Annotated in this window: 5 protein-coding genes; all 5 read right to left on the reverse strand. The window is 60.8% G+C overall.

The genetic code is table 11. The features are described 5' to 3' along the window. Positions 1 to 396 precede the first annotated feature (396 nt). The 5 genes from NXI30_12595 to NXI30_12615 are packed head-to-tail and all read right to left on the reverse strand — an operon-like array spanning position 397 to position 13,607. The gene (locus tag NXI30_12595; GenBank protein MCR9095049.1) at positions 397 to 4,671 is read right to left on the reverse strand and encodes a DUF6531 domain-containing protein; all 4,275 of its coding nucleotides are present in this window, start codon (positions 4,669 to 4,671) and stop codon (positions 397 to 399) included. Further along, positions 4,661 to 5,488, reverse strand: a complete 828-nt coding sequence (locus NXI30_12600) for a rhodanese-like domain-containing protein (protein ID MCR9095050.1) — start codon at positions 5,486 to 5,488, stop codon at positions 4,661 to 4,663. Before NXI30_12600 ends, NXI30_12595 begins: the two co-directional genes overlap by 11 nt. Beyond that, entirely contained in the window at positions 5,485 to 6,684 is a 1,200-nt protein-coding gene (locus tag NXI30_12605) for a hypothetical protein (GenBank protein MCR9095051.1), read from the reverse strand. The genes NXI30_12600 and NXI30_12605 overlap by 4 nt, the downstream gene beginning before the upstream one ends. Then, positions 6,657 to 7,550, reverse strand: a complete 894-nt coding sequence (locus NXI30_12610) for a hypothetical protein (GenBank protein ID MCR9095052.1) — start codon at positions 7,548 to 7,550, stop codon at positions 6,657 to 6,659. Before NXI30_12610 ends, NXI30_12605 begins: the two co-directional genes overlap by 28 nt. A gap of 6 nt (positions 7,551 to 7,556) precedes the next feature. Beyond that, positions 7,557 to 13,607: a thrombospondin type 3 repeat-containing protein gene (locus NXI30_12615; protein MCR9095053.1), complete on the reverse strand. Its 6,051-nt coding sequence runs from the start codon at positions 13,605 to 13,607 to the stop codon at positions 7,557 to 7,559. Positions 13,608 to 13,616: the final 9 nt, after the last annotated feature.

Consider the following 13,616-nt stretch of genomic DNA (forward strand, 5'->3'; position numbering starts at 1 on the left):
CGTACGATCGGCTGCAGGACGACGACGCCTGGGCCCTAGTCTCCATCCGATCGGCCTAATCGCCCCCGAAATGGCCGTTTCCAGTCGAAGCGTACAGCGGAAGACCGCAAGTCATGCAGTTGCGGGTCCACGGATTCGAGGCGCCGATGCCGGGAACGCTACTAGCTGTGTGGTAGCGCTCTCCACATCGTGGGCACTCGCTAAGCACGATCCTAATTCCACAGACGAGAACCCATAGGGCTCCACCCACACCAAGAACCATAGTCGCCAGATCCGAACCTGATATCGCAAGCACCAACCCTGTCAAAGGCAACCAAAGCGCCGCCGACCACCAGAATCGTCGGCGAGCAGTGCGAATCAGCTCCAAACCAGCCCGAAAACTCGTAGCCAGATCGCTCACGGACACTGCCCCGCCAACGAATCGTCGTCATTGTCACCAAAGAGATCCTCTATCGCGCGCTTCCAGTTAAAGAGGGGCTCGACGATCGTAGTCGATGGAATGACATGTGCTTCGACAGGGGTGCCGGCCCCCAACCCGAATTGAACCTCGACACCGAACTCGTCGGAGCCACTGCGGGAGTTGAAATCGACGACGTCGACTCCAGCTACCGCTCCCTCGCCTGCAGACGCTCCCGTTACGGTCGAATCGCCTTCTAGATCGAAAATCGTGTCCGCGCTTGAAAGACCGCCCACAATGCCAGTGGATGCGCCGGCACCGATTTCTGCCCCTACGCCGTAGGTAAGTGCTATTCCGACGTTTCCGTCGTCGTCAGCAACGAGCGCAAGCTGCGCCTGTCCGCCCGCGCCTGCGCCGCCCGCCGTAAACTGCCCCACGCTAAATGTAAAGAGCCCCATCGGGTCAAGCGCCTGACTAGGACTGTTCCTTGCATACTGATAAAGGTGCAGACCTCCACGTTGACCAATCGGATCCGCACTAACGTACCGAGCTGAACTGGGGTCGTAGTATCGATGACGGTTGTAGTGAAGTCCGCTCTCGGAGTCGAAGTACTGACCTGGGAATCGGAGGTTCATCGAGACATTAACTGAGTCCCCGTCAGGGTTCTCATCGACAATGGCACTACCGAACGAGCGATAGTCACTGGACCAGACAGGTTCTTCCTGCGAATCGACAAGAATGGCCGGAGTTCCAAGATGATCCGGATGAACGGCATAGAGTTCCGCATTGGCCGCAACGCCATCCTCGACAAACAGAGGTGCCAGCGCTGCAGAATCATAGACGTAGCGCTTGACCGAAGCGCCAGTGCCGTCAAGCTCTTCGATCATCTGCTCCCCGAGCCAAAGGAACCAAGTGGTGTCTCCGCCGGCAACGCTCTTCTGGTATCGGCGCCCGAACGGGTCATGTCGATACGTCGCGATTGACGGACCGGCCTGCGTAGATCTGATCTCGGTTAGGGAACTCTCTGCGTCCCACTCGAAGTCGAGAACGCCGTTGTCGTCGAGGTTTCCATTGTCGTCATAGCTGACAGTCGCAGCAGAACCCGGAACGGTCGTGTACTGATCTAGAGAGTTGGCTACGAATGCGCCGCCCCGATTCCCCGCAGCATCGTACTGGAAGCTCTCCGGCGATCCGGTCGCGGCATGCGCAGAAGGGAAGGAGGCCGCTGTGAGCTGCCGAGCCCCATCGTGGCCGTACGTCAGAATATCCGAGGCCGGTGACGGGCTCGCGTCGAACGCGATGCTCTCGACGACTCCACGCGCGTCCAACTCATAGTCCCGATAGAGCAGGATCGTCTCGCCAGGCAGCCCGTGCTGCGCGTAGACCGCGATCAAGTCTACGCGACCCGCGGCGTCAAAAACCCAGTCGTGGCGTACTCCAGAGCTGAAGTCGCGATAATCGCGGCGCCCACGTCCATCGAACACTTGCGTCATGAGCGCCGCGCTCGCGGACTCCGCTCGGACCTGCGAGAGCCTCTCCATCGCATCATGTGCAAGGAAGAAGTCCTCGAGATTGCTGAATATGAGCTCGGAGCGATTGCCAGCACCGTCGATGACCTGCTCGACGGTACGCGAGCCCGTCGGTGCGCCCGAGCCGAGGAAGGTCACCGTCTCGCTGGTCCGCTCATCCCGTTCGTTGTAGCCGAATACGATCGAGATGCCCGAATCCCCTGCGGTCTGCATGCGACCTGCACCATCGTAAGTGAAACTGTGAGTCTCGCCTCCAGCGATCGTACGGAAGGTGTTCCGTCGCCGATTGTCGAATACGTAATCGACTTCGACGCCACTCCGGGTCGTGACTAGATCGAGGTCGCCATTCATGTCCCACTCGAAGGACTCTTCTTTGTCGTCCGTAGACGAGTTGGGATCTCCGTCATGCAGGACCGAGCTCAACCGATCGAAGGGATCGTACCCGTATCCGGTCCTGTTTCCGCGGCCGTCTACGACATCGTCAAGCGTGCCGTTCGCGTGATAGCCGAAAGTCGTCGGCCCGAGAGTGGTTCCCGCCGGAGGAGTAGAGGTGTACAGAAGGTCGCGCTCGTCGAATAGGAACGTCCAGCGATAATCAGAAGCATCCTCCACCCCGGTTCGATTGCCGTTGCCGTCGTAGAAGTACTGAATCTCATTGTTGGCCAGCCCGTTGCGTTCGAACTCAACTCGGTCCCTTTCGTCGTACTCCCATGTCAATGACTCGAGAATCACGGCGGAGTCGAGCATTGCGCGTTGTCTCAAGTTCCCGTTCGCATCGTAGTACCGCTCTTCAGTCTGAGAGGCGAAGGGCGCGGGTCTCGTAATGGTCGCCAAGCGGTCAAGCTCGTCGTATAGGAGCTGCGTGCGGTGCCCGTTGTCTGTGGTGATTGCGGTCGGACGCCCGAGCTCGTCAGGATCGTAAGACGTTGTCGCCTCGTCGGTGGCCGACCCGTACGCGCGAATCACTCGCGCCAGATATCGAGTATCCGGCGGCAAGGAAGGGTTTCCCGGATCCGGCGTGTACTCGTACCGCGTCGTGTTCCCGTTCGAGTCCTCGAAGGACTCGAGCTGGCCTCGAGAATTGATGACGATGGTCGCGGCGTCGTTGTTGCCGCTAATGAGCGGATACTGGATCGATGTCAAATTGTAGGTCGTCGGGTCATATACGAACGTCGTTGTCTGGGTCTCGGGCGTGATGATCGTCTCTATTTGCTGGTAGGGCGTCGTGTACTGGAATGAAGTGCGCAAAGGCGGGTCTGTACTCCCAGGTTTGGGCCGCTCCTCGACGTAGACCAGGTTGCCACGCTCTTCCACGGGCCCAGAGACGAGAGGCCACTCCCAGTGCGTCGAGTTACTCTCGGGGTACGTAACATCAGTTAGACGACCTAGCGAATCGTAGAGATACGCTGTCTCGTACTTCGTACCAACCTGTTCACCCGTGCGAACTCCACGCGTAACAACTCGCTCGAACAGAACTCTGAAGTTGCTTGGATCGTATTCGAACTCCCAGTCCGTAGCGTTTCCGTCTGTGAGCACGGTGGTATTCGGAATCGACGTGTAGTCGAGCGAAACTCCTGCCCCGTCACCATAGGTCTGAGACGTGACACGCCCCTCTTCGTCGTAGACCTGCGACAAGAAAAGAGTGCTAGAGCCCTGCAAAGCAGGGCTTGTAACTTCGGTCACGTTGTGGAGATCATGCGGATCGGTATACGCGAAGCTTGCGACGGCGGGCTCGACAACGACCTGCGTCGCCCCGCCAGGTAACGTCTCGAACGTCCGGACCGGGGGGCTGGACACCGTCGTCAAATTGCCCAACGAGTCGTGTCCGTACGACCAGATACGGCCCGTCCAGTCCTCAATCTCGTCCAGTCGTCCAGTGACGGGATCGTATCGAAGATCTACGGCACGATCGTTCGCTGCAGCCTGGTCCGGGAACTTCACGCGAATCAACCGATAGTCGCGACCAATGAGCGTCTTGAAATCCTCCAGGTTGGCCCCTGGCGGGGCTGTCTCCTCGATTGCGGACAGCATTCGATCCGTGATTGAAAACTTCGGACGGCCGTAGAGCGGGAACTTCGCAGGCACACCCGGCGCCCCGTCCCACTCATACAGGACCTCGTTGCCGTGACGGTCTGCTTTCCGAGTAAGCAATCCATGCGAATCGAAGTCGTAGGTTCGACCATCTGGCTTCGTCATCGTGTAGCTGCCGTCACCGTTCTGAACGATGCGCTCGTCTCCGCGAGTGGGCGAGTACCACTCGTTCGCGAAGCGGAAATACTCACGCGTCGTGCAGTTTCCGAAGGAAACGATCAGCTTCCCCTCTGTTGTCGGCGAAACCGGCTCTCGAGCCTGCCGCAAGCGAACATTGGCCGCAAAATCCCACCCGTAGCCCAGCGGAGAGTCGTACGGCGAACCCGATCGGTAGCTGTGCCGAAGATCGATCGAGATCTCTGGTCGCGCGCCCGGAATAAAAAGTCCGGGTACATGCTGGTCTTCCGGCGTCAGAATGAACTCACCTGTGACGACGTCAACCGGATCCGTCTTTCCTGGGCAGTCGTTCTGGTTGTCCGGATCGATCTCACCCTCTTCGTCTTCCTCTTCCTCAGCCGTCTCTCCACCTGTAAAGTTGTAGTTGTCTGAAAAGGCAGGCGGCACCAAGAAGCAACCGAAAACCACGAGCATGGCAAGAAACGATCCTACGAGCTTCAGGCGATCGAGCGTGGATTCCCTCGGGCTACGAGTCATCGCGGTTCACCTCCGACCGAACCCGCAACCGCCCCTTCATCACCTGCAGGTCTGTCCCATCCCATTCGCAGCTGCCGAACCTGAAGTCGCCTGATATGTCCGCAATGAAAGAGACCGTTCTCGTCTCCCCTTCCGGAAGCTCAACTCCGACTTCATAGTCCGGCTGGACGAAGTAGTGATTGCCCTTCGTCGAGGTCAGCTCGATCTCCAAACGATCCCCCGGCTCCACACTCAGATCGTTCGGCTCGAAGTACCACTCACTCGCCGTCATCGTAATCCGGTGGGTCACTCCGGTCGGCTCAGCTCGCTGCCGGAAGTTCTCCCCGAGCAGCACCTCGGCATCCGCCTCCCCGATCTGTGCCGAGGCGTCAATGTCGGTCAGCCCGGTCTCAGGGCCAGCAACCGGAAGGCCCGACGCGCGCCATCCGTTGATTCCGCGCTCCTGCATTAGTGCGACATCGGATATCCCGAGGCCTCGAAGCGCTTTCACGGCCATGAAACCTCGAAAGTCCATGTTGCAGTACGGGATTACGAGCGCTGACCGATCGATCTCATCGACTCTCGCCGCGAACTCGCGCTCCGGAATGTTCACCGCACCAGGAATATGTCCTTCGGCGTACTCTTGAGGCTCTCGCACATCAACGAACTGGATCTTCTCCCCCGCCTGAATCCGCTCGACGATCGCTTGGGGCGAGAGCAGCGGAGTTCGACTCACGCCGCCCACATCGGAGGCGTGCGCCACCGCGGAGAGGAGAAGCAATGCGGAGGAGATCGCTGCGATCGCCGCACGATGCTTGGATTGGCCGATTCGGATCATGAAGAACTCCCCGACGACTCGAGAATGAAGGGCACCGTGACGGCGCCCCCGTGATCGTCGTAAGTGAGAACGTTGACGGTCAAGAAGTGCAGACCAGGCGACAAGTCATCCACCGCCAGGGTGAAATTGAATGGGCTTGACCCCTCCTCCTCTTCGAAGAGGAAAACCGAGTCAAGAAAAAACATCACCTCGAATCCTCCCGATACCAGGTTGGGAAGATCCTCAGGATCGAGCGTGACCCGCACTGTCGCCGGCCCCGAAATCTTCGCGACGCCGCCAGACGAGAGGCCATCCGGGTCAACAAGCTCCACCGCGAATCTAGGGTCGTGACAGTCGCGCGGCGCGTGCAGCGCATGCCTAAATCCGCTTCGAAAAGCCGATGTCTCGCCCTGCCGCGGCGAACGCTCGTCGTGTGCCGCAGGAACGACAATCGCGTTGCGGCCCAAGGCATATGCATGCATGGAGAAGCGAACGCGCGAGTCGCCGGACATGTCCAACACACCCGAGCTGTCGGTTCCGTCCCAGACCACCTCATACTCACCTGCGGCCTGCGGCTGCCAATCGTGAATCGTCCGCAGCAGCGGCAGTCCCTGCAGCATGGCGCGCAAGCGCACACGTGCCGGCTCCGGCAGCGCATAGGAGACGCGACCGGACGCATCGTCGAAGGTAAACCGCATCGGCAGAACCTCTTCGCCCCCATCGACTGGATCGGCCCCATAGGCCGCAACGAGCTGTCCATTCTGAGCCAGCACACCGATCGCGTAGAAGTAGACGCCGGGACCGACCATCGCGCCGCCTTGGTCGGCGCCATCCCACTCGGCGAGCTGGCGCCCCTTCTCCCTTACATCGAGCTCCATCAGCCTTATCGCGGTCCCGCTCTCGTCATAGATGACGATGACGGGCTTGCCCTTTGCACGCAGGGTGAACGAAAGCTCATACGTGGCGCCATCACCCGGCACAAAGAGAAATGGGCGCCCCGAGACGCGTCCGATCCGCTGACCACCAACCTGATTCCAGGAAGCGTCGAATCTGGAGAGTGCTTCCGAAGCTTCGGGTAACTCCTTCACGGCGCGAGACGCACACCCTGCGACAATGGTCGCGAGCAGTAGGGCGACGATGGCCACCAACATCCGCTCTTCGCCTCGCTCGCCGCGCGCGTTTTTCCTTGTCACGGCTGAACCTCGAGAATCGTCCATTCGGGATCCAACGCGACGATGTCACCCCCCCAGAAAGGCTGCTGGTGCTCGCCGGCCCTGGACATCTTCCACACATGGGGCTGACCGTCTTGCACCCGGACATACGCGATCTGCTCGCCAGTAGGAGACCAGGACGGCGACATCTCCGCGTCCGTCGAATCCGTAAGGCGACGAACGAATCCGAACCTCGTTCTGCGCCAGATATCGAAGTTCCCTGCGGCCGACGACGAGAAGAGCAGACCGGTCCCACTAGGTGCCGCTGCCGGCTCCAGAGCCCGAGAGTGCTCTTCCATGATTGCTTCGGGCTTCGGGTCGCTTCCCAAGGAAACTCGAAAAAGCTCGGCGCGACTGCCCGCGCTCGCGCTGGAGTACACGAGCTCCCGACCGCTCGGAGCCCACGAGTAGTGACGAATAAAGCCAGAAGAGGGCGTAACCAGGCGAGGCGACGCGTCGTCCGAGTCGAGAATGACGATCGCACTTCGATCATCGACATCCGTCCGAATCCGAGCGAGCGCAAGTCGACGTCCCGTCGGCGACGGCCTCGGCGTCAGTGCGGGCCAGAGGTCGGGCCGAAACGGCGCTTCGCCTCCGCTTTGGAGGTCGAGAACAAACAGCCGGTCGTTCCCGTCGCGGAAGAACACCCGTCGCCCATCAGACGCCGGACGCCTCTTGTCGAAGCCGGACGTCGTTAGCCTCCGATGGGTGCGGTCTCGGACGTCGAATACCCAGACCTGCCAATACTGCATATCAAGCCGGCTGTAGATGATCGCCTCACGACCACTCTCCGCCGGACGATTTGCATGGCCACCCGCGCAACCGAATGCGAGGATGCCGATAACCAGGGCAACGCTCGACGTTCCGCGCATCACGGGTCAGGGGCAGTTGCAAGCGGCGGAGCCGCCAAGCGGTTCAGCCGGGATACGTGTGTCTACGCGAAATACGAGGTCCTCGGCAACGAATTCGCCCGTCACCTGATCCTCGATCTCGACCCGAACGCGGTACTTGCCGATCAGTGTTGTCACGGCCCCGCTCTCGTCCAACCCGTCCCACTCGAGAAAATGCGACCCGGCCGCAAAGGATGTATTCGACTCGAGCGTCCGAATGAGCTGATTGTTGGGGCTATAGACATCGACGTCGACGGTCGCCGGCCGCAACAGCTCGAAGAAGATCCGCGTCGACTGGCCAAAGACGGGCCGAAAAAGGTAGGGATTGAGGGCGAGCCGACGGATCTCCGCCGGGGGAGTCCTCACGATTACGCTGTCCCTTTCGAGAGGCTCCGGGACTTCGAGGTATACGGTGTATGCGAGACCCGACTCCGAGAATTGACGATTCTCGTCGCGCGCGTTCCACACCAAGGAGACAGGGCCGCTCGGGACGACCTCGTTTCCAAGGAGGGTCACGACACGATCGGGCGTCGGCGACGCCGTCGCACAGTCGCTACTCACCTGCACCTGAGGAGGATCGGGGTTCTGGGGGTCATCACCCGGTTCAAAGAGGCAGACCTTGACCGTGTGCCTGCCGGGATAATTCATCGTGTAGTCGATCTCGAGCCACTCGTTCATGAACGTCGAGATCGGTTCCGGCATACCGCTCAGCGAGCTCCCACCATTCTCGAATCCGTTGAATTGGGCCGGGAATTGCCACAACGGCGGATCGCCAATCGCGCGATCGTTGCCATCGTTGAGCACGACACTTCGACCGCTGGCGTCTGTTGCGGAGATCTCGACAAAGTACGCACCATTCGGCGCCACGGAGACCGGCACTTCGTCGGTGGTCCCGTCCCAAACTACCGAGTGGGGAGTGCCTCCAGTCCTTGACTCGTTGTCGACAAGCAGCTTTGTCGTCGCGCCGAGACCGGACGGTTTTAGCTCGACGGTGACGTCCGCATCGGCGGACAACTCGTAGGTGATCTGCACCTGCTCGCCAGCAAGCGGATCGATCACTTCTCGATCGAACTCCAACGAAACCACTTCAAGACGATCGACCGTCACGTCGACTCCAGTCTCGCTGGTGTTGCCGACCGCATCCGAGACCTGGAGTACGATCCGGATCGTGTCCTCTTCGGAGTATCTGGCTTCCGTCCCGTTGTCGCTTGGCAGAAATCCAAGAAGCCCGCTCTGCACATTCCCCGTATCGTTCGCGAACTCGTCGAAGTCCACTGGATCAAGGCCCGCTCCCCAGAGCAGCCGATAGTCTCCTGGATGATCGTCGTCGATGGTTCCGCGCACTTCCACGGGGCCGTAGTTCACGATCGGCGTGAGACTGTTCGGCGTCTCGATGGCCGCCACCGGCGGCGTCAGATCAACGACGACCGAACCACCTGAGGCTACGTACTGCGCGCCATCAAGACTCGCCGTGAGTCGAAAGTCATAGATTCCGTCGGAAATGGTCCCCGAGGACACCTGTCCGGACCATTCTCCAACCGCAGAACGTCCACTCCCGGTGAACTGATTGACCACGGAGCCACCCGACAAGACGTCGAGAGTCCAGCTTGCATCGTCCAGACTCAAACCTGCTTCGATCGACACCTTGTCGAACGCGCCGTCGTTGTTAGGAGAGAAAACCGCCAAGGACGCGGCCGGAGCCGACGCGTGCAGAACGCGCACCGTCCTGTCGGTAACGGCGGTTCCACCTGGCGAGTCCACTTCGAGTCTCACCGTGTAGATCCCATTGATCTCAGCCGACGCGTCCCACGAAACGAGCTGGCCGTTTGCCGGGACCGAAGCGATATCGCATGCGGGCGGATCGCCGGGTTGGCCACCCGCGGGCGATTCGCAAATCGTCGAAAACGCGGACTCCGCGGGGCTGTAGCCGTAAGCCTGTTTGATGCGATAGGCGGTCGCGCCAGCCCCTGCGGCTTCGCCCACGATCGCGATCGGACCCGCGGCCGCAACGCCGAGTTCAGCTGGCGCCGTGAGGCGGGCCACAGGCAGCGCGGAGTTGATCTCGACAGTTCCGACAACATCCGGCGCCGCAGCTACTGCGGCTCCAGCGCGATCTGCACTCAGAGTTACTTCGTACACACCGTCGGCGAGTGCGTTTTCCGGCGAGCCACCATCACCGCCCGACCACGGCTGCGAGACTGATGAAGCAGTCTCAGAGAAGGTCCGGACCACTTGCCCGCCCGTGTTCCGAACGTCGATCGTCCAGTCTACGGACTCGCTGAACTCGGCGGAGAAAACCGTCTCCGAACTCAGCCCGACAGACGGAAACTCGAGCGGTCCAAATGCCGCTGAGTCGACGAAGGGCTCCGTGCTCCCGATATTCACCGGGCTAGCCAGCCACGGATTCGAGAGGGTACCCGGAGCCTGAGGCGGACCAGGGTCTACTTCGATGTCGCCTGGAGCGGGACCACCCGCAGCTCCCCACCAGTTGGCTCGCGAGTCGATGAGGACCGGGGATTCGGTAAAGAGGGCCGCGTCGAAGTTCCCCGAGAGGTTGTTCCCACGAAGTAGCGCCGGTTCGCCGTTTCCTCGAACCGCAATCGCATACTGGAAATTCGAGATCTCGTTGCCGACGATCAGGGGGTTGCAGTCGAAGGTGATCCCTCTCGGGCTTGCGCTCCCGCCCGACGCTCCGGGACCAACTATGGTATTGGCGCGAATCAGCGGGCGCGCTTCCGGCTCGTCGCACACGATGCCGTCGTCAGCGTCGCCGGTAAGCGTGATCGTGTTTCGCTCAATCGTGGGAGACGCGTGGTCCACCCTGACACCGTCTGCGCCGGCGAGCGACAGTACGATCTCGCTGTCCAGTAGGTAGAGATCGCTCGTCGACGTCGCCGCTGAGAAATCGTAGTGGACAGCACGCGCGACACTGCCTCCCCCGATTCCTTCGACTCGGATCCATTGGAGCATGGAGCCAGATATCGCTCCATCTTGGTATCGAATCCCGCGCCAGGCTGACGTAATCGGACCGAAGACGATCTCGTTCCCGCTCGCGCCTACCGCGGTGATCGTGCCCTTGAACGAAGCCGCCTCACTTCCTGCGCCACCAATGTCGATAAACTCGCCGCCACCTACGCGGATCTCAGAGCCCGCCTCAATCCCGAACAAGACAGGGCTCGACGCTCCGACCAGAAGGCCGTCTGGAAGGTGATAGCGGAACTGTTTCCACAATCCGCTTCTCGACAGGTTCGGTGGATCGACACCCTGGGAATCACTCGCTTCTACGTAGCTCGACGAGTTCGCACCGTTGATCAAGGAACCCTCCATCAAGCGGGCCACAAGATTCGGATGAACTGAGATCTGGCGAGCAGACGAGTACCCGTCGAAAATGACGTTCTCAAAGACCGCGGCGGCATTATCATCCGGATAGTAGACACCGCTTTCCAGCGTCGAATTCAGGATCGACGCCACTCCGCCATCTTCGCCTTCAACCGCGAATTGCGACGAACCCGGCGAGATCGTCCATCCGTCGAGCCGCGGCTGCCCGCCGACGACCTCAATGCCTGCGTAGGCTCCGCTCTGAATCGTCCCGTTCCGTAGTGATATCGATGACGAGACATCGACGAGACGAAGGCTCGAAGTAACAAACTCCTGCGTCTGACCAACTCCCACATCCTTGATCACAACATGGTCGAGCTCGGTAGCGGGTAGCGCGGACTCGAGAATACGAATTCCCCGCCAACCCGGTTCGCCGTCGTCCAAGAACTCCTCGAATACGATCGGCTCTGCGGCTGTTCCCCTGGCGACAAGGCCACCGGGCTTCTGCAGGTTCGAACTGCCGACTTCGAGCTCGCGGTTGTGATCGAACTGAAGCACGGTCCCCGGAGCGAGCGTCAACACCGGCTCATCGTCGCCCGTGATGTAGAGCTCCACGTCAATTCGGTAGTTGAATTTGGGCCAGGCGCCGCTTCGACGGACGTAGCTGCTCCTCACCTCAACGTGACTATCCACCGCCTCGCCGGTAATCGTCGAAGTGTTCATGATGTCGGCAACAAGCGAGGCATCGATCCGAAGAGGCGAATGGCTTCCGTAGTTCTCAAACGTCAGATCGCGATAGAGGGCGCCGTCCGCGTCGTGCTCCACGCGGATCCCGCCGGACGCGACAAGGTCGGTCAGGGTGATATTCGGCAGCCCAACCGTTCGAATGCTGTGATAACGGGGAGAGCCACCAGACCAGGTCGGTACAACAATCGACCAGTGATCAATCTCTGGCGCGCCGCCTTCAACCAGAATACCGTCGTCGAGGGTGTTGGATATCGAGCCATGGCGCAGGGGTACTTCGGCGCCGAGGTCGCGGAGTTCCACTGCCGCGAGCCCTCCAGCGCCGGCGTCGGAGATCGACACGTAGTCGAAGCGCCCCCCGGAGAGCACGTTCTCGTCAAAGAGAAGACCATCCCAGGCGCCGGGCGCCGAGGACGCGCCACGCATCTGGATCTCTGCAGCCTCGACTCCAAGGGCGTTGATTCCGCCGGACTCGTGGGGCGTCGAGATCGAGAGAGAGGCGCCACCTGTGAAGACGACTTCGACGCCCGGCTCGATTGCTAGAACTGCGCCCGCCCGCACCGAACGGTCTCCTGAAACGGTGTAGGGGCTATTGAGAAGAGTCCAGGTGGTCGACGCGACGACGTCCGTATTTATGCTCACAGGCCCGGTGCTCGGCGCCGGTACGCCAGATCTTTCGACCGAGTCTGCAGTCTCGCTTCCTTCGATCGCGCGAACCACGTAGTAGTACGGCTGGCCGTTTACGACTGCCGCGTCGTCGAAGCTCGTCCATGTCGTGGGTGACGGAGTGATGAGCGAATAGGGCCCGCCCGGAACATCAGCGCGATAGACGTTATACCCCGTGACAAGCGAGGAAGGGACCGGCTCCCAATCCAACACGAGCCTCGAGTCACCAACGTATACGTCCAGATCGCTGGGCGGACCGGCCGAACCCAAGAAATTTGAAACCGCCGGGCGACAAACGGGCTCTGGCCACGGCGACACCCTTTCCGCAAGCGCATCCGCCAGGAGGTCGAGATCGTCCTGCAAACAATCATCTGGGGTCCCAACCAGACTGCACTTGCTCGGCGAGGGCAGGCTGGCGAGCTGCCCTCCGACGAAGCGCCTCAGAAGCGCAAGATCACGAACATCGACGTCGCCATCGTTGTCGACGTCTCCGCATTGGCAAGCATCGCCGATGCCATCCGGTTCGCGGATCCCAGCGCCGCTGGAGTCCTCCTGCATCGGATTTGCCACATAGGGACAGTTATCCCGGTAGTTTCGGATGCCGTCGTCGTCCCAGTCGAGGTCGTCCGCCGCGGTCGCTCGGCTCCCCGGAATCATCACCAAAAGAAACGCGAACAGAACGGACTTCCGAGCCACTCGCGACCGACCCACCAAGAGGACCATCGCGAGAAACGCAGTCGCGATCCCGACCGTGAGCTTCGGCTCTGGGACTCGTGCGATCGCAGCGGGGGCAACGTCTCGAATCTCGAGCGCAGCGTCCACGATCTCGGCTCGCTCGATTCGGACCGTCCCGCCCTCCGAGATTGCCCCCGACGTAACGGTCACCTCTCCGGCGCGAACAGGTGGAAGACTGCCTGATACTGCGGACAGACCGTTTACTCGCAGGCGCCGCGACGTGAAGTCGTACTCTGTCTCAGATCCGAGCGTCTCGTCGAAATCAATAAACTCAACGCCGTCGCTGGTCACTAGGATGAGATCGAACGCGCAAGTTTCAGCGCCATCGCCGTCAACGCACGGCGTACCGATCGCACTCGCCTGACTGGGTAGCTGCCACCCTGGGTACGTCTCCGAGGCGGCGTAGATGAACAGAGGTGACGACGCGTCCGGATCAACAGCGACTGGCCCGTCGTTGCCCTCCTCTCCGTTGTCCGTAGGGCTGGCAAACACTCTCGGCTGCGTCTGTGCCGTCGCGTCTCCGGGGACGAAAAGACGCGCAACGCTCAGCAGAGATACGACGGCGAAAACCGCCATTGCCAACTG

The sequence above is a fragment of the bacterium genome (genome assembly GCA_024742285.1).
In the GTDB taxonomy this organism is placed as follows: domain Bacteria; phylum Myxococcota_A; class UBA9160; order UBA9160; family UBA4427; genus UBA4427.

Bases quoted from the DNA above. Each gene is read 5' to 3' on its own strand.
- NXI30_12595 (MCR9095049.1), bottom strand. From the start codon at position 4,671: ATGACTCGTAGCCCGAGGGAATCCACGCTCGATCGCCTGAAGCTCGTA.
- NXI30_12600 (MCR9095050.1), bottom strand. From the start codon at position 5,488: ATGATCCGAATCGGCCAATCCAAGCATCGTGCGGCGATCGCAGCGATC.
- NXI30_12605 (MCR9095051.1), bottom strand. From the start codon at position 6,684: ATGGACGATTCTCGAGGTTCAGCCGTGACAAGGAAAAACGCGCGCGGC.
- NXI30_12610 (MCR9095052.1), bottom strand. From the start codon at position 7,550: ATGCGCGGAACGTCGAGCGTTGCCCTGGTTATCGGCATCCTCGCATTC.
- NXI30_12615 (MCR9095053.1), bottom strand. From the start codon at position 13,607: ATGGCGGTTTTCGCCGTCGTATCTCTGCTGAGCGTTGCGCGTCTTTTC.